Annotated in this window: 14 protein-coding genes; 6 read left to right on the plus strand and 8 right to left on the minus strand. The window is 61.8% G+C overall.

Features of this window, described 5'->3' with window-relative positions:
• Window position 1: 1 nt before the first annotated feature.
• From glgB to EOB49_RS02965, 5 genes are all read right to left on the minus strand, one after another.
• Complete coding sequence (glgB, locus tag EOB49_RS02945) at window positions 2–2,215, minus strand: 1,4-alpha-glucan branching protein GlgB (RefSeq protein ID WP_127380092.1); 2,214 nt, start codon at window positions 2,213–2,215, stop codon at window positions 2–4.
• A gap of 107 nt (window positions 2,216–2,322) precedes the next feature.
• Window positions 2,323–4,791, minus strand: coding sequence for a glycogen/starch/alpha-glucan phosphorylase (locus tag EOB49_RS02950; RefSeq protein WP_127380093.1), 2,469 nt, complete (start codon window positions 4,789–4,791; stop codon window positions 2,323–2,325).
• Window positions 4,792–5,024: 233 nt separating this feature from the next.
• Window positions 5,025–5,834 (minus strand): ATP-binding cassette domain-containing protein, encoded by an 810-nt coding sequence (locus EOB49_RS02955; protein ID WP_245472424.1) that lies wholly within the window; start codon window positions 5,832–5,834, stop codon window positions 5,025–5,027.
• Entirely contained in the window at window positions 5,810–6,871 is a 1,062-nt protein-coding gene (locus tag EOB49_RS02960) for an ABC transporter permease (RefSeq protein ID WP_127269995.1), read from the minus strand. The genes EOB49_RS02955 and EOB49_RS02960 overlap by 25 nt, the downstream gene beginning before the upstream one ends.
• 159 nt (window positions 6,872–7,030) lie before the next feature.
• Window positions 7,031–8,047 (minus strand): sugar ABC transporter substrate-binding protein, encoded by a 1,017-nt coding sequence (locus EOB49_RS02965; protein WP_164762553.1) that lies wholly within the window; start codon window positions 8,045–8,047, stop codon window positions 7,031–7,033.
• Window positions 8,048–8,274: 227 nt separating this feature from the next.
• Here EOB49_RS02965 and EOB49_RS02970 point away from each other — a divergent pair, with 227 nt between their 5' ends.
• The 4 genes from EOB49_RS02970 to EOB49_RS02985 all read left to right on the plus strand — a co-directional run bounded on the left by EOB49_RS02970 (window position 8,275) and on the right by EOB49_RS02985 (window position 12,258).
• Window positions 8,275–9,501: an ROK family transcriptional regulator gene (locus tag EOB49_RS02970; protein ID WP_127380094.1), complete on the plus strand. Its 1,227-nt coding sequence runs from the start codon at window positions 8,275–8,277 to the stop codon at window positions 9,499–9,501.
• Window positions 9,501–9,947: an RbsD/FucU domain-containing protein gene (locus tag EOB49_RS02975; protein WP_023808513.1), complete on the plus strand. Its 447-nt coding sequence runs from the start codon at window positions 9,501–9,503 to the stop codon at window positions 9,945–9,947. Before EOB49_RS02970 ends, EOB49_RS02975 begins: the two co-directional genes overlap by 1 nt.
• Window positions 9,944–10,867 (plus strand): carbohydrate kinase, encoded by a 924-nt coding sequence (locus tag EOB49_RS02980; protein WP_127380095.1) that lies wholly within the window; start codon window positions 9,944–9,946, stop codon window positions 10,865–10,867. The genes EOB49_RS02975 and EOB49_RS02980 overlap by 4 nt, the downstream gene beginning before the upstream one ends.
• A gap of 248 nt (window positions 10,868–11,115) precedes the next feature.
• The gene (locus tag EOB49_RS02985) at window positions 11,116–12,258 is read left to right on the plus strand and encodes a DegT/DnrJ/EryC1/StrS aminotransferase family protein (protein ID WP_127380096.1); all 1,143 of its coding nucleotides are present in this window, start codon (window positions 11,116–11,118) and stop codon (window positions 12,256–12,258) included.
• A gap of 15 nt (window positions 12,259–12,273) precedes the next feature.
• Here EOB49_RS02985 and cysQ read toward each other — a convergent pair whose 3' ends face one another.
• Genes cysQ through cysD form a run of 3 tightly spaced genes read right to left on the minus strand, consistent with a single transcriptional unit; the run spans window position 12,274 to window position 15,918 of the window.
• Window positions 12,274–13,062 carry a 3'(2'),5'-bisphosphate nucleotidase CysQ gene (gene cysQ, locus EOB49_RS02990; protein WP_164781572.1) on the minus strand — a complete coding sequence of 263 codons (789 nt, stop codon included), beginning with the start codon at window positions 13,060–13,062 and terminating at the stop codon, window positions 12,274–12,276.
• 10 nt (window positions 13,063–13,072) lie between these two features.
• Entirely contained in the window at window positions 13,073–15,010 is a 1,938-nt protein-coding gene (cysN, locus tag EOB49_RS02995) for a sulfate adenylyltransferase subunit CysN (protein WP_164781570.1), read from the minus strand.
• Window positions 15,011–15,012: 2 nt separating this feature from the next.
• Window positions 15,013–15,918, minus strand: coding sequence for a sulfate adenylyltransferase subunit CysD (cysD, locus tag EOB49_RS03000; protein WP_027035869.1), 906 nt, complete (start codon window positions 15,916–15,918; stop codon window positions 15,013–15,015).
• 489 nt (window positions 15,919–16,407) lie between these two features.
• Here cysD and EOB49_RS03005 point away from each other — a divergent pair, with 489 nt between their 5' ends.
• Complete coding sequence (locus EOB49_RS03005; RefSeq protein WP_127380104.1) at window positions 16,408–17,733, plus strand: O-antigen ligase; 1,326 nt, start codon at window positions 16,408–16,410, stop codon at window positions 17,731–17,733.
• Window positions 17,730–17,825: NAD-dependent epimerase/dehydratase family protein (locus tag EOB49_RS37290; RefSeq protein ID WP_127380099.1), on the plus strand; the 96-nt coding region annotated here is incomplete at its 3' end. The genes EOB49_RS03005 and EOB49_RS37290, both read left to right, overlap by 4 nt.

Raw genomic sequence — 17,825 nt, forward strand, 5'->3', positions numbered from 1 at the left:
CTCAGTCGGCAACGAGTTCAAGCATGATCGTCGACAGCGGCGGCAAAAGCATCGTCGCTGAGATGTTTCCTCCCTCCGCCCGCGCCTCGACCATGCCGCCATTGCCCTTGCCGGAACCGCCATATTCCGAAGCGTCGGTGTTGATGATCTCGCGCCATTTGCCTGATGTCGGCAATGGCACGCGATAATTGTCACGCGGCACCGGCGTAAAATTGGAAATGACGGCCACCGGGCTGCCGCCCGGTGCGCTGCGCAGCCAGGCAAAAACCGAATTCTGGCTGTCATCGACGATCAGCCAGGAAAACCCTTCCGGCTCACAATCACGGCCATGCAGTGCCGGGCGCGAACGGTAGAGATAGTTGAGATCGCGCACCGTCTGCCAGACGCCGCGATGCGGCCGGAATTCAAGCAGGTTCCAGTCGAGCGCGCGCGCCTCGCTCCATTCGCGGCGCTGCGCGAACTCCTGCCCCATGAAAAGCAGCTTCTTGCCGGGATAGCCCCACATGAAAGCGTAGTAGGCGCGCAGCGTCGCAAACTTCTGCCAGTCGTCGCCGGCCATCTTGCCAAGCAGCGTGCCTTTGCCGTGCACAACCTCGTCGTGCGAGAGCGGCAGCACGAAATTCTCCGAGAAGGCGTAGGTCAGGCCGAAGGTGAGGTCGTTGTGGTGGTGTTTTCGGAAGATCGGTTCCTTGGAGAAATACTCCAGCGTGTCGTGCATGAAGCCCATATTCCACTTGAAGCCGAAGCCCAGCCCGCCTTCATGCACCGGTGCCGAGACCTTCGGCCAAGAGGTCGATTCCTCGGCGATGGTCATCACGCCCGGATGGTGGCCGTAGACCTCCTTGTTCATCTTCTGCAGGAAGCTGACCGCCTCGAGATTCTCGCGGCCGCCTTTCTCGTTGGGGATCCATTCGCCGGCCTTGCGCGAATAGTCGAGGTACAGCATCGAGGCGACCGCATCGACGCGAAGTCCATCGACATGGTATTTCTCGGCCCAGAACAACGCATTGTTGACCAGGAACGACATCACCTCGCGGCGGCCGAAATTGTAGATCGCGGTATTCCAGTCGGGATGAAAACCCTTGCGCGGATCGGCATGTTCATAGAGCGCGGTGCCATCGAAATTGGCCAGGCCGTGCTCATCGACCGGGAAATGCGCCGGCACCCAGTCGAGAATAACGCCGACGCCGGCACGGTGGGCGCCGTCGACGAAGCGGGCAAAGCCGTCCGGATCGCCGAAGCGGGCCGATGGCGCGTAGAGGCCGGTCGTCTGGTAGCCCCAGGACGGGTCATACGGGTGTTCGGAGATCGGCATGAATTCGATATGGGTGAAGCCGGTCTCGACCACATAGGGGATGAGCCGGTCGGCCAAATCGTCCCATGACAGGAACGTACCGTCGTCGCGAAGCTGCCAGGAGCCGGCATGGACCTCGTAGATCGAGATGGCTTCGCGCCGGTGATCGGCATTGCGCCAGAAATTGCGGTGCGCGTCATCGCCCCACTCATGCGCCGGCGGCGCGGCAACGACCGAAGCGGTGGCCGGACGCAGTTCGGATTTGAAGGCGAACGGATCGGCCTTGAGCGGCAGCCTGACGCAGTCGGGGCCGATGATCTCGTATTTGTAGGGCCGGCCGGCACCGATATCGGGAATGAACACTTCCCAGATGCCGGTGTCGCGGCGATCCCGCATCGAGTGCCGGCGGCCGTCCCATTCGTTGAAATCGCCGACCACAGAGACACGCCGCGCATTGGGAGCCCAGACGGCGAAATGCACGCCCGTGGCGCCTTCGTGCTCGATGACATGGGCGCCGAGCTTGTCGAACAGCCTGAGATGCGATCCCTCGGCGATGTAGTAGTCGTCCATCGGCCCGAGCACCGGACCGAACGAATAGGGATCGGTCAGCCACCAGTCGCCGCCGGCATTGCGCGCGTGATAGCGAAGCGGTTGCCGCTTCTTGATCGAGAGCTTGCCTTCGAAAAAGCCGCCATCGTCGCGCCTGGACAATTCACCCGCGATGATGCCGGTCAGCGTATAAGCGGTGACGAATTCGGCATTCGGAACAAAGCAGCGGGCCACAAAACCCTTCCCAGCCTCCTGAACACCGAGAACGGCAAACGGATCGCCATGCGTGCCGGCAACAATCGCCGCAACATCGCTGGCTGCCGCCAGTCCGTCCGGCCCGCTTGTCGCAGCGGTCGCGCGCGGCTTCTTCATCAGGCAGTGTCCCTCCCCAGGCACCGAGTGTTTGTTTCTAGTGGTGTGATCCGACTTTCCAGTTCACACCACCGGGACCACATTGTTTGCGGCCTCATGCAATCACATCAGGCAGGCACGTTCCAGATTTCTTTCGCATATTGGCGGATCGTGCGATCGGAGGAGAACCAGCCGACACGCGCCACATTGCGGATTGCCCTGGCGTACCAGTCGGGACTGTTGCGCCAGACCGCATCGACCTCGCGCTGGGCGGTGGCATAGGCATCGAAATCGGCGGCGACCATGAACCAGTCGCTGTTGTAGAGGCCGTTGACGAGGTCGCGGTAACGCTCCGGATCGTCCGGCGAAAAGACGCCCGACGAGACGGCAGCGACCGCTTGCGCGAGCTCAGATGATCCTTCGATGACGGCGCGCGGATCGTAACCGTTGTTGCGCCGCTCGGCGACCTCGGCGGTGGTCAGGCCGAAGATGAAGATGTTGTCGTCGCCGACGCATTCCTTGATCTCGACATTGGCACCGTCGAGCGTGCCGATGGTCAGCGCGCCGTTGAGCGCGAACTTCATGTTGCCGGTGCCCGACGCTTCCATGCCGGCAGTCGAGATCTGCTCGGAAAGGTCGGCCGCCGGCATCATGATCTCGGCCAGACTGACATTGTAATTCGGCACGAACACCACCTTCAGCAGACCGCGCACGGCCGGATCGCGGTTGATGACTTTTGCGACATCGTTGGCGAGTTTGATGATCAGCTTGGCATTGTGGTAGCTGGGCGCCGCCTTGCCGCCGAAGAATTTCACGCGCGGCATCCAGTCGCGCTCGGGGTGCGAGCGGATCTGGTCATAGAGGGCGATCGCCTCGAGAATGTTCAGAAGCTGGCGCTTGTATTCGTGGATGCGTTTGATCTGGATGTCGAAAAGCGCCGAAGGATCGACCTTGATGCCGAGCCGGTCGGCGACGAGGTTGGCCAATCGCGCCTTATTGGCGCGCTTGACGGCGGCGAACTTGTCGCGAAAGGCGGCGTCGCCGGCGAAACCGTCGAGATCCTTGATGGCGTCGATGTCATCGAGAAAACGGTCGCCGATCGCCTCACGGGCGAGCGACGTCAGTCCGGGATTGCATTGGATCAACCAGCGCCGCGGCGTGATGCCGTTGGTCTTGTTGTTGATACGATCGGGATAGAGCTTGTGCAGGTCGGCGAACACCGTCTCCTTCATCAGGTCGGTGTGAAGAGCCGAAACGCCGTTGACGGAATGCGAGCCGACAAAGGCCAGATTGCCCATGCGCACCCGACGGTCGCCATTTTCCTGGATCAGCGAGATGCGGCCAATCTGCTCGTCCGAGAACTGGTTGGAAGCACGCGCCTCCAGAAGCACTTCAGCGTTGATGGCATAGACGATCTGCATGTGGCGCGGCAAAAGCCGCTCGAACAGCGGCACCGGCCAGCTTTCCAGCGCCTCGGGCAGCAGTGTGTGGTTGGTGTAGCCGAAGGTGCGCTGGGTGATGTCCCAGGCCTGATCGAAGTCCATGCCGTGGACGTCCATCAACAGGCGCATCAACTCCGGCACGGCGATGGCGGGATGGGTGTCGTTCAGGTGGATCGCAGCCTTGTCGGGCAGCGATTTCAGGTCGCCATATTGGCTCAGATGGCGCTGCACGATGTCCTGCAGCGAGGCGGTAGAGAAGAAATACTCCTGCCGAAGCCGCAGTTCCTGCCCGGCCTTGTGGGAATCGGCGGGATAGAGCACGCGCGACAAGGCGTCGGCCTTGTTGCTTTCGGCGAGCGCGCCGATGTGGTCGCCGGCATTGAATTTGTCGAGCAGGATCGGATCGATCGGCATGCCCGACCAGAGCCGCAGCGTGTTGACGCGATTGGCCCGCCAGCCGACGACGGGCGTGTCATAGGCGACGGCCAGCACATGCTCGGTCGGTTTCCAGACATGGCGTTCGAGGCGCCCGTCCTTGGAGGTGATCGATTCCACCGAACCGCCGAAACCAACCTCGAAGGAGCGTTCGCGACGTTCGAATTCCCACGGGTTACCGTGATCAAGCCAGGTCTCTGGCAGTTCGACCTGCCAGCCGTCGTGAATCTCCTGCCGGAACATGCCATTGGCATAGCGGATGCCGTAGCCATGCGCGGGAATGTCGACGGTCGCCATGCTTTCCATGAAGCAGGCCGCGAGCCGGCCGAGGCCGCCATTGCCGAGCGCCGCATCGGGCTCGAGTGCTGCAATCAAGTCGAGGTCGACACCCAACGACGACAGCGCCTCGCGCATGTTGTCCATCAGGCCCAGATTGGAGAAAGCATCGCGCATCAGGCGGCCGATGAGGAATTCCAGCGACAGATAATAGACGCGCTTTTCCTTCTGGTCGTAAGCCTCTCTCGTCGCCTGCATCCAGTGATCGACGATCCGGTCGCGCACGACCTTGATCGAGGCGGTCAGCCAGTCGTACTGGGTCGCAACGGTGGTGTCCTTGCCGACCCTGTATTTGAGGGCAACCAAGACTTCACGTGCGAGTGTCTTTGGGTCAGGATTTTCGAGCAGTGGCGGAAGGGGTTCGGATGTCATCGCGCTCGTCATGATGCCTCTCGTGCGGTTGCCATGATCATACCGGCTTTCATCGCTCCTCCCAGCCCATGCTAGCTGATACCGCCATATATTCAATCGATTTAAACAGGTTCGATCCGGCTTGCCCCCTGCGGCAATTTGGCAATTCTGAAGTGTGACGCGCCAAGACGGCCCGCGCGCCGCGCTTCAAATCCCTGTTCCGTGCTTGCCGTTGTCGCCATGCGCAGCCACTTGGGCGACATGTATCAAGCCGCCAGCGCCGCCTCCGGAGGGGCCTTGGCTCCTGTCATGAAGGCGACGGCGTCGGACATCGTATATTGCTTGGGGTCGATGACGGCGAGGCGACGCCCCAGCCGATGGATGTGAATGCGATCGGCCACTTCGAAGACATGCGGCATGTTGTGCGAGATCAGCACGATCGGGAGGCCGCGCTTCTTGACGTCGAGGATCAACTCGAGCACGCGGCGGCTTTCCTTGACGCCAAGGGCGGCCGTCGGCTCGTCCATGATCACCACACGACTGCCAAAGGCGGCCGCACGCGCCACGGCAACGCCCTGCCTTTGGCCGCCCGAGAGCGTCTCCACAGCCTGGCTGATGTTCTGGATGGTCATCAGGCCAAGTTCGGTAAGCTTGTCGCGGGCGCGCTTTTCCATCGCCGGGCGATCGAGCATGCGAAGCCAATCGCCCAGAAAACCCGGTTTACGGATTTCGCGGCCAAGGAACATGTTGTCGGCGATCGACAGCGCCGGCGACAGCGCCAGGTTCTGGTAGACGGTCTCGATGCCGGCTTCGCGGGCCTCCATCGGCGATTTGAAGGAGACGGGTTTTCCTTCAAGCCGGATCTCGCCTTCATCGGGCACGGCAGCGCCGGAAATCGCCTTGATGAGCGACGATTTGCCGGCGCCATTGTCGCCGATGACAGCAAGGATTTCGCCGGGGTAGAGGTCGAAGTCGGCGTTGTCGAGGGCGGTGACGCGGCCGTAGCGCTTGACCAGGCCACGCGCGGTGAGAATGGGTTCCTGGGTCATGGTCATGCCGAAACCTTTCTGATCCATTGGTCGACCGCCACGGCGCCGATGATCAGCACACCGGTGAGCAGCACCTTCCATTGCGGATCGGCGCCCAGCATGTTGAGGCCCATGGAGACGACGCCGACGATCATCGCGCCGAACAGCGTGCCCAGGATCGAGCCGCGTCCGCCGAACAGGGAAATACCGCCGATCACCGTCGCGGTGATCGCCTGGAGATTGTAGTCGGTGACGGCAGCCGACGGCGAGATCGAGCCGTTGCGGCCGATGGAGACCCAGGCAGCGAAAGCGGCGATCAGCCCCGCAAGGGTGTAGACCGTCATCAACACCTTCTTGGTCTGGATGCCCGACAGCTTCGCCGCCTCCTGATCATCGCCAACGGCGTAGACATGGCGGCCCCATGCCGTGTGATTGAGCACGTACCAGAGGATCATCACGAGCACGACCGTGGCAATGACGCCGAGCGTCAGCACCGCCGTGCCGACCTTGAAGCTGATGGCAAAGAGATGCAGCAGCGGCGCCTGGGTGTCGACGTCGGTGTCGCGGATCGTCTCGTTGGCCGAATAGATGAAGTTCGTGGCCATGACGATGTTCCAGGTGCCAAGCGTCACGATGAAGGGTGGCAGCTTCATGTAGGCCACCAGCACCCCGTTGAGCAGCCCGCAGGCCGCGCCGGCGGCAAGCCCGATCGCCACTGCGAGCGCGCTCGGCATGCCGTAGCTGACCGCGCAATTGCCCATGATCACCGCTGAAATCACCATGATCACGCCGATCGACAGGTCGATGCCGGCGGTCAGGATGACCAGCGTCTGTGCGGCACCCAGAATGCCGATGATGGCGATCTGCTGCAGGATAAGCGTCAGCGTGTAGGACGAAAAGAACCGCCCTCCGATGGTGATGCCGAAGACGATGATCGCCAGAACCAGGACGATCAGCGGCACCGCGGCAGGTGTCGAATGCAGGAAATGCTGGATGCGCTTGACGGCCGATTTGTGCTCGTCGAAAGCGGCAACGCTTGTGTCGCTGCTCGAAAGAACTTTCTCGAATTCCTGAGCTTGAGCCATGTTTTCTCCCCGTAGGCTTCGGCCAAACGCCGACGCCAGTCCACGCCTTTCCGGTCTGTCGCCGGGATTGTTCGCGGTCACGCGAGCCATCGTCCACCCGAAGCGGCCGGGGATCAAGCCCCGACCGCCCAGGTTCCGTAGATGCCTGTCAGACCGGCATCAGCCCCAGCACTTGGCGAGGCCTTCCTTGGTGTCGATGGACTTCACGCCGGTGGCCGGCTTGTCGGTCACCAGGTTGACGCCGGTATCGAAGAAGTCCTTGCCTTCGGTCGGCTTCGGCTTGGTTCCGTCCTTGGCGAAAGCAGCGATCGCCTCGATGCCGAGTGCTGCCATCTGCAGCGGATATTGCTGCGACGTGGCGCCGATGACACCCTCGGCCACCGACTTCACGCCGGGGCAGCCGCCGTCGACGGAAACGATCAGCACCTGGCTTTCGAGGCCAACAGCCTTGAGCGCCTGGTAGGCGCCGACAGCTGCGGGCTCGTTGATGGTGTGGATGACGTTGATGGTGTTGTCCTTCTGCAGAAGGTTCTCCATCGCCTTACGGCCGCCCTCTTCGTTGCCATTGGTGACGTCATGGCCGACGATGCGCGCATCGTCCTCATCGCCGATCTTGTTGGGATCCTTCACATCGATGCCGTAGCCCATCATGAAGCCCTGGTCGCGCAGCACGTCGACGGTCGGCTGCGACGGGGTCAGGTCGAGGAAGCCGATCTTGGCGTCCTTGGCCTTGTCGCCGAGCGTGGCGGCTGCCCAGGCGCCGATCAGCTTGCCGGCTTCAAGATTGTCCGTCGCAAAGGTTGCGTCGGCCGCATCGATGGGATCGAGCGGCGTGTCGAGCGCGATCACCAGCAGGCCGGCGTCACGCGCCTTCTTCACGGTCGGCACGATGCCCTTGGTGTCGGATGCAGTGATCAGGATACCCTTGGCGCCGTCGGCGATGCAGCTCTCGATCGCCGCGACCTGGCTCTCGCTGTCGCCGTCGATCTTGCCGGCATAGGTCTTGAGGTCGACGCCGAGTTCCTTGGCCTTCGCGGTGGCGCCCTCCTTCATCTTGACGAAGAAGGGATTGGTGTCGGTCTTGGTGATCAGGCAGGCACCGACACCAGCCGCGGATGCGGACGACGCAAACGCCATCAGCCCCAGAGCCGCGGCGGCAAACACGGTCGATTTCAACAGTTTTGTATTGGTCACGATTTCCTCCCAGTGGAACCATCCGGATGCCGGCCAACCGGCACCTGCAGCGCGTCCAACGAAATTCTCCCAGCGTGGACGCTGCCTCAACAGACACCAGCACGAAGCCTCTGTCAATAATTAAATCACTCTTATTTATTATTGACAGCCTTGCTTCGTTCACCCATTCTGGCCCAAAAGCATTGAGGGGAAACGACGGGAGGAACAGGGTGGAAACGGCCATTGCGAGGCACGGTTCGCCCGAGGTGAATGACAGTCTCATTCACCGCGGCACCAACCAGAGCGGCATGCGCGACCACAATGAGCGGTTGGTGCTGTCGCTGGTGCGCCAGCACGGCAGCTTGGCAAAATCCGACATCGCCCGCATGACCGGCCTTTCGGCGCAGACGGTTTCGGTCATCATGCGCGAGTTGGAGGAAGAAAGCCTCCTGCTGCGCCAGGCGCCGTTGCGCGGCAAGATCGGCCAGCCTTCCATTCCGATGGCGCTCAATCCCGAAGGCGCCTTCTTCATCGGCCTGAAGATCGGCCGCCGCAGCGCCGAACTGGTGTTGATAGATTTCCTTGGCCATGTCCGTTCGATGCTGCAGCATTCCTATCGCTACCCGGCGCCGCGCGAGACGGTGGACTTCGTCAGCAACGGCATGCGGCAGATGCGCGGTGCGCTGACGCCCGCGCAAGACAAGCGCATCGCCGGGCTCGGCATCGCCATGCCGTTCGAATTGTGGAACTGGGCCGATACCGCCGGCGCCCCCCGCGACGTGATGGACGAATGGCGTCACCGCGACATCCGGGCCGACATCCAGGCGCAATGCGATTTTCCGGTCTATTTGCAGAACGATGCCACGTCGGCCTGCGGCGCCGAGCTCGTCTTCGGCCAGGCGGGCGCTGCGCGTGACTTCGTCTATTTTTATATCGGCGCCTTTGCCGGTGGCGGCATTGTGCTGAACGGCCGGCTTTTTGGCGGCCCGACCGGCAATGCCGGAGCGCTCGGCTCCATGCCGGTGCCCGGGCCGGACGGCAAGCCGACCCAACTGATCGATGTCGCTTCCATCGCCATGCTCGAAAAGGCGCTCAATGCGCGCGGCACCGAAGCCTCGCATCTGTGGACCTCGCCGGAAGATTGGGGCGAGATCGGACCCGAGCTTGACGACTGGATCGCCAGCGCCTCAAGGGCGCTCGCCTACGCCATCGTCGCCGCATCCTCGATCATCGATTTCGAAGCGGCGGTGATCGACGGCTGGATGCCGAAAGCGGTGCGCCGCAGGCTGGTCGACGCCATCATCGCGGCAATCGCGACGATCGATGGCGAAGGCTTGAAGCTGCCCGCCATTCGCGAGGGAACCGTCGGCATCCATGCCCGGGCGCTCGGCGGCGCCAGCCTGCCACTTTCCGAACGCTTCCTGATTGGCTCGACGACGATTTCCAGGAGCGTCTGATGCTGATCGGAATTCCGGCGCTGCTCGGTCCGGAGCTTCTGGCGATCCTGCGCGGCATGGGGCATGGCGACGAAATCGCCCTTGTCGACGGAAACTATCCGGCGGAACAGCAGGCAACCCGGCTGGTGCGCGCCGATGGTCACCCTCTTATCCCCGTACTCGACGCGATATTGAGTGTCCTGCCTGTCGATGACGCCGTGCCGGAGGCGCTGTTTCGCGCCTCGGTCAAGGGCGATCCCTCGCTTGCCGATCCCGTCCATCATGAGATCGAGGCGATCTGCGCCAAACGGGCGCCAGGCCGCAAGGTGGTTGCGCTGGCCGGCGCCGACTTCTATGCACGGGTCAAATCGGCGCATGCCATCGTCGCGACCAGCGAGCCGCGGCTCTACGCCAACATCATCATACGCAAGGGCGTGATCCATCCGCCGGAGACCAGGAAGCCATGATCCTCTGCTGCGGCGAAGCCCTGATCGACATGCTGCCGCGCACGACGACAGCGGGTGAGCCGGCCTTTGCGCCTTATGTCGGCGGCGCGGTGTTCAACACGGCGATCGCGCTTGGCCGGCTCGGCGCGCCGGCAGGTTTCTTTTCGGGCCTGTCGTCGGATCTGTTCGGCGGCCAGTTCCGGGATGCGCTGGGGGCAAGCAAGGTCAGCTCCACCTATGCGCACACCTCACCACGGCCAACGACGCTGGCCTTCGTCAAGCTCACCAACGGCCAGGCGACCTACACTTTCTATGACGAGAACACCGCCGGCCGCATGCTGACCGTCGACGACCTGCCGCAGCTTGGCAGCGAGATCGAAGCCATGCTGTTCGGCGCCATCAGCCTGATTTCGGAGCCCGCCGGCAGTGCCTATGAGGAGTTCATGCGGCGCGAGCATGAAAGTCGAGTGATGATGCTCGATCCCAACATCCGGCCGAACTTCATACCGGACAAGGCCAAGCACCTCAGGCGCATTCGCGCGATGATGGCGATGGCCGACATCGTGAAATTGTCGGACGAAGACCTGAACTGGTTCGGCGAAGCCGGCTCGCACGAGGATGTCATCCGCAACTGGCTGGATCGAGGCCCGAAGCTGATCGTCGTCACCCATGGCAGCGAAGGCGCCGTCGGCTATACCAGGGAACATGCCGTCACCGTCATGCCGGAAAAGGTCGAGGTGGTCGACACGGTCGGCGCCGGCGATACCTTCAACGCCGGCATCCTCGCCTCCTTGCATGAGCAGGGCCTGCTGACCAAGGCGGCGATTTCCGGCTTGTCGAAAGACGCCATCCACAACGCGCTGGCGCTCGGCGCGAAGGCGGCGGCAGTGACCGTGTCGCGGGCCGGCGCCAATCCACCCTGGCGACATGAAATCGCCTGAGCAACGCTCAACATAAGTTGAGCCCAATCGATCACTTTATGTTTCGGAGGGGCTCTTTACGGGGCTATAAGGGCGGGATGGCGCCCGACGAAGCCCGGATTTCCGGCATCTGACTGACATTCGCCGGGAAATACTGGTAACGGACTGCGACACTTGGGCAATTTGGGGCTCCGCCTGCCCGGCTTTCTCGGCAAGCGCAACTCTGGTACCAGCGGCCGATTATCTGGCTAACCCGTTTTGAGGCCGACATGCAGTTCATCGATCTTGGCGCGCAGCGCGAACGAATCCGCGACCGGCTGAAGGCCGCGATCGACCGTGTCGTCGACGAAGGCCGCTATATTCTTGGCCCGCAAGTCACCGAATTCGAGAATAAGCTTGCCGCCTATATCGGCACCAAGCATGTCGTGGCCTGCGCCAACGGCACCGACGCGCTGCTGTTGCCACTGTTTGCGGCCGGCATCGGCCCGGGTGACGCGGTGTTCGTGCCGAGCTTCACTTTCGCCGCCACCGCCGAAGTGGTGGCACTGGCCAAGGCCGAGCCGGTGTTCGTCGATGTCGACCCGCATAGCTACAACATCGACATTGCCAGCCTCGAAGCGGCCATCGCCATGATCAAGAAGGAAGGAAGGCTGAAGCCGAAGGCTATCATTCCTGTCGATCTGTTTGGCCTAGCCGCCGATTACGAGGCGATCATGGCAATCGCCAACCGCGAAGGGCTGATGGTGATCGAGGATGCCGCCCAGTCGATGGGCGGTTCGCTCGACGGCAAGATGTGCGGTGCTTTCGGCCATGTCGGATCGACCAGCTTCTATCCGGCCAAGCCGCTTGGCTGCTACGGCGACGGCGGCGCGATGTTCACCAATGACGATGCGCTGGCTGAGCAGCTTCGCTCCTTCGCCTTCCATGGCAAGGGCGAGACGCAGTACGACAATGTCCGCGTCGGCATCAATTCGCGACTCGACACGATCCAGGCGGCGATCCTGATCGAGAAGCTGGCAATCCTGGAAGACGAGATGGTCGCCCGGCAGGTGGTGGCAAAGCGCTATGCCGAAGGGCTTGGCGATATCGTCACTGCGGCGCGCAATCTGGACGGCAGCCGTTCGGCCTGGGCGCAATACGCGATCGAGACGCCCAAGCGCGACGGGCTGAGGGCGCATCTCGGCGAAAAGGGTATTCCGTCTGTCATTTACTACGTGAAGCCGCTGCATGCCCAGGTCGCTTATCGCGACTACCCACGCACGCCGACCGGCCTTGCCGTATCGGAAGACCTGCCGAAGCGGATCCTGTGCCTGCCCATGCACCCTTATCTCAGCGAAGCCGACCAGGACCGCATCATCGAGACGATCCGCAACTATATCGGCTCGAATTCGGCGCAGGCCGCGGCAGAGTAAGCTGCCGAGCCATTCTCAGCTGGGGCCCGCCGCCCTGCCGCTGGCAATGAAATGCGGATTGGCAAAATCCTCGTCGTCGCTTTGCCTGCGCTTGCCATAGACCAGAGGTTGGCCGTCCAGCGTGCGCGTCATGCCGCCGGCGGCGCGCAGGATAGCGTCGCCCGCCGCTGTGTCCCATTCCATGGTGCGGCCGAAGCGCGGATAGACATCAGCCTCGGCACTGGCGAGAAGGCAGAACTTCAAGGACGAACCGACCGAAACGATTTCGGCGGCACCGAGGTCGCGAATATAGGCCTCGGTTTCCGGTGTGTTGTGAGACCGACTGGCGACGACGGCCAGCGGCGTCGCGGCCGTTCTCGCCGCGATCGGCCGGCGGCCGACGATCTGGTAATCGCCATCGATTTCGAGTGATTCCGCCCTGCCCGGCAGGCCGGAAAAGAAGCGGCCCGTGCAGGGCGCAAAGACGACGCCGACTTCCGGCACGCCATCGCGAACCAGCGCTATGTTGACCGTGAAATCGGTGCGGCGGTTGACGAACTCCTTGGTCCCATCGAGCGGATCGATCAGAAAAAAAGCCCCGTCCAGATCGGGCGGCACGATGCCGGCGGAAGCTTCTTCCTCGGCCACGCAGGGGATATCGGGAAATGCGGCACGCAGTCCGGCGAGAATGATCTTTTCGCTCTCGCGGTCCGCCTCGGTCACCGGCGAGGCGTCGGACTTACGGTCAACCGCACAGCCGGCGTGGAACACGCGCATCACCTCGCGCCCGGCCGACAAGGCCAGGCGCTCGAAGATTTCAAGCATCAGCCTGTCGTCAGATGCCGCCGCCGCTATCGTATTGGTCTTCGGCAATGTCGCGCTCGTTCAGCCAGTGTTCCAGGGCGTCGACCATCTCTTCGGCCGACTTGCCGAGTGTCCGCAGATGGACCTCCGGGGTTTCCGGCGCTTCATAAGGGGAATCGACGCCGGTGAAATTCTTGATCTCGCCATTCAGCGCGCGCGCGTAGAGGCCCTTCGGATCACGCCGGGCGCATTCCTCGAAAGGCGTATCGACATACACCTCGACGAATTCGCCGTCGGCCATCAATTCACGTGCCATGCGCCGCTCGGCGCTGAAGGGCGAAATGAACGAAACAATGACGATCAACCCGGCATCGGCCATCAAACGCGCCACTTCGGCAACGCGGCGGATGTTCTCGACGCGATCGGCGTCGGTGAAACCAAGATCGCGGTTGAGACCGTGACGGACGTTGTCGCCGTCCAGGATATAAGTGTGGCGGCCGGTGGCGAACAGCTTCTTTTCGAACAGGTTGGCGATGGTCGACTTGCCGGAACCCGACAGCCCGGTGAACCAGAACACGGCGGGCCGCTGGTTCTTCATGTCGGCGCGCACGCGCTTGCCGACATCGAGCGACTGCCAATGGATGTTTTCGGCGCGGCGCAACGAGTGCAGGATCATGCCGGCGCCGACCGTGGCGTTGGTGATGCGGTCGATCAGGATGAAGGCGCCGGTGGTGCGGTTTTCGGCGAAGGGATCGAAGGCGATCGGCGTCCGCGTCGAGATGTTGCAGATGCCGACTTCGTTCATTTCGAGCGACTTGGCCGCTTCATGGGCAAAGTCGTTGACGTTGATCCGATATTTCAGGTCGGTGACGGTGGCGCTGGTCTGGTCGGTCTCGGTGCGCAGGATGTAAGAGCGGCCTGGCAGCAACGCATGCTCGTCGAACCAGACGATGTTGGCGGCGAACTGATCGGCGACCTGCGGCCGTGCGGCAGGCGAAACCAGCATGTTGCCGCGCGAGATTTCGACTTCGTCGTCGAGGACGAGCGTGACGGCCTGGCCGGCGGCCGCCTGGGCGAGATCGCCGCCATACGAGACGATCCGCTTGACGCGCGAGGATTTGCCGGACTTGGCGACAACGACCTCGTCGCCGGGCGCAACCGAGCCGGAGGCGACCGTGCCGGCAAAGCCGCGAAAGTCGAGATTGGGACGGTTGACATACTGGACAGGGAAACGAAACGGCAGTTCGACCATCGCTTCGTCGACCGACACGGTTTCGAGATGCTCGATCAGCGTCGGACCGGAATACCATTCCATGCTTTCCGACCGGCGGCTGACATTGTCGCCATAACGGGCCGACATCGGGATCGGCACAATGGTCTGGAAGCCGAGATCGCGCGAGAATTGCCCGTAGTCTTCGACGATCCGGTCGAAAACCGCCTGATCGAAATCGACAAGATCGATCTTGTTGACGGCCAGTACGACGTGGCGGATGCCGAGCAGCGAGGCGATGATCGAATGCCGCCTTGTCTGGCGAAGCACACCCTGCCGGGCATCGATCAGCACGATCGCCAGGTCGGCGGTCGAGGCGCCGGTGGCCATGTTGCGGGTGTATTGCTCGTGGCCAGGTGTGTCGGCAACGATGAATTTGCGTTTCGGCGTGGCGAAGAAGCGGTAGGCGACGTCGATGGTGATGCCTTGCTCGCGCTCGGCCTCCAGACCGTCGACCAGCAGCGCGAAATCGATGTCGTCGCCCGTCGTGCCATGCTTGCGCGAATCGCGTTCGAGCGCGGCGAGCTGGTCCTCGAAAATCTGCTTGGTGTCGGACAGCAGGCGCCCGATCAGCGTCGACTTGCCGTCATCGACCGAGCCGCAGGTCAGGAAGCGCAGCAGCGACTTCTTCTCCTGCGCAGCCAGATAGTCGCGAACGCCGTCGGTGGGAGCGAGGCTCTTTGCCATGATGTGGCGCATGGTCAAAAGTACCCCTCGCGCTTCTTCTTTTCCATCGAGCCGGCTTCATCGCGGTCGATCAGGCGACCCTGCCGTTCGGACGTGCGTGCCGTCAGCATTTCACCGACGATGGCTTCCAGCGTGTCGGCATCCGATTCGATGGCGCCGGTCAGCGGATAGCAGCCAAGCGTGCGGAACCGCACCAGCCTGTTCTCCACCGTCTCGCCGGGGCGCAGTTTCATGCGCTCGTCGTCCCGCAGGATCAGCATGCCGTCGCGTTCCACCACCGGTCGTTCCTTGGCGAAATAGAGCGGCACGATCGGGATACTTTCCTGCAGGATGTACTGCCAGATATCGAGTTCGGTCCAGTTCGACAGCGGAAAGACGCGGATCGATTCACCCGATGCGATGCGGGTGTTGAATATCTTCCACATTTCGGGGCGCTGGTTCTTCGGATCCCACACATGCTGGGCGTTGCGGAAGGAAAAGATGCGCTCCTTGGCGCGCGATTTCTCCTCGTCGCGACGAGCGCCGCCAAAGGCCGCATCGAAACCGTACTTGTCGAGCGCCTGGCGCAGCGCCACGGTCTTCATGACATGGGTGTGGGTGTTCGAACCATGGTCGAACGGATTGATGTTGTCGCGCACGCCGTCTTCATTGACATGAACCAGGAGATCGAAGCCGAGTTTCTGCGCCATCTGATCGCGAAAGGCGATCATCTCGCGGAACTTCCACGTCGTGTCGACGTGAAGAAAGGGGAACGGCGGCTTGGCGGGATAAAACGCCTTCATCGCCAGATGCATCAACACGGATGAATCCTTGCCAACCGAATAGAGCATGACCGGCTTGGCAAAAGCGGCCGCAACCTCACGGAATATATGGATGGACTCGGCTTCAAGCCGCTGAAGATGCGTAAGCGCTGTTGTCATGGGCCGTGGGCGTTCTTTCGTATCTTCCAACAGAAGACCTTGCCTCAAATCATCGAGCTCTTCGCGCCCGGTTCGAGCCTTGTTTCTGGACGTTCTTTCTCGTGCCGGCGTTCTAGCAGATCGCCATTGTCAAGAACAATGCTGGACTGACCCGGCCGCACATGGTTCGAGAATGAATTTTCCACAGATGCCGGCAAATCCGGAAATTCCTGCCTGCAAGCTCAACGGCCCAGAAAACGCGGGGAAAATATTGCTTGAATGGATCAGCTGCGGCTTTCAAGGGACTTCCTCTGGTCGGCCCGCGCCTGCCGCCGATTTTCGGTGGCAATCTGCCCTATACACTATCGAAAATGGGGGGCAGCCGCTATACCAGCCTCGGGAAACGGGCAAGTGCATCATCAGGCATGGGGCAATTTCGAGGCGAGCGTATTCAACTTCGCTAAACAAGATCCGCCGCATGAAACTTGCCGAAGACAGCGAGCCCGAAAATTGACCCGGCTTTCACCCCTGAGACAGCAATTCACGCCTTCGCGGATCAACAACTACTTCTCCATCCTTTGCTTCTTTTTTCCACCGGTTCTGGGATCGGTGGTCAGCTTTGTATTCAATGGCGGAGGCCTTTCGTCAGTCCTGCTGATTGTTTTACGGAAAAGGCGCTTCAACGCCGACCGGCCCATGATCTGGTTGACGGTCGCGATCTATGCCTACTGCGCCTCCAATCTCCTGGCTTCCATCGTCAACAATTCGTTCGCCCGGGATGCGCCACATCTTATCCCGCTCGTCACCTTCCTGTTTTTTCCCGTGTCCTATTCGACCTGGAGCATCACGCAGAAAACCACGCTTACCCGCATCATCGTGCTTTCCAGCATGGCCGCCTGTTTTGCCGCGCTGCTCATGGCCGTCATCCAGCAATATTGGATTGGCGTCAGGGCCGAGGGGGGAGCCGGAAATCCGATCGTCTTCGCAACCGTGGTGTGCCTTGCCGTGGTGATGTGTGTGGCTGGCGCCTTGTCCGGTGTTGAGCAAGCCCGGACACCCCTCTTCTACGGGACACTGGCAGGGACGATCGCCGTCATCTATTCCGGCTCGCGTATCGTCTGGCTGGCACTGCTGATCGCCGGCATCGCCGTCATGCTGATCAACCGGCACAGGCTCAGAGGCAGGAATGCCGTTCGCCTGCTGCTGCTGCTGGCAGCGGTCGGCGTCGTGATCACCGCTTCCAGCTTCCAGGCGATATCCGGGCGGGTCGACTTTTTGCGCTCCGATTGGGGTGCGCTTGAGGCTGGCGGCAACTACGACACCTCGTTGGGAATACGTGTTGCGCTTTGGGAGATCGGCCTCAAAGCATTCCATGACATGCCACTGTTCGGGCACGGTGTGGGTGCAACCCAGCATCTGATCAAGCAGGGCTTTCATGAGCAGTTCGCGATGGACACAGGCTTCAACCATTTTCACAACGGCTTCCTGACCGCCCTCGTGCAAGCGGGAATTCTGGGTGCCGTGACGCTGGCTGCGATCTTTATCGTTGCTGCTGGAAATGCCGCCAGGGTCTTGCGAAACAGCAACGATCCGAACGAGCGGTTCGGCGCCACCATGATTGTCGTCGTGGTGATCACCTATCTGACGGCCGGAATGACAGGCATCCTGATCGGCCATGACATTCTGGACTCGGTGCTGATGGTCTTCATGGTGAGCGGAACATATCTCGCCTCCGGACGCCATGTTCCTTTGTTGGAAGAGCAGGCACTTGCACCAGTGATGGAAGAGCGAGCACTTCCATCAGTCACCAGAGAGCTGTTTCGGGTAAGGCCATGAAGGTTCTGGTCACGGGCGCGACAGGTTTCATCGGGCGCCTTGTCGTGCGCCACCTTCGCGAAGCCGGTGCCGAGCTTCGCCTCGCCTCCCGC

The sequence above is a fragment of the Mesorhizobium sp. M7A.F.Ca.MR.148.00.0.0 genome, assembly GCF_003997735.1.
GTDB lineage: Bacteria > Pseudomonadota > Alphaproteobacteria > Rhizobiales > Rhizobiaceae > Mesorhizobium.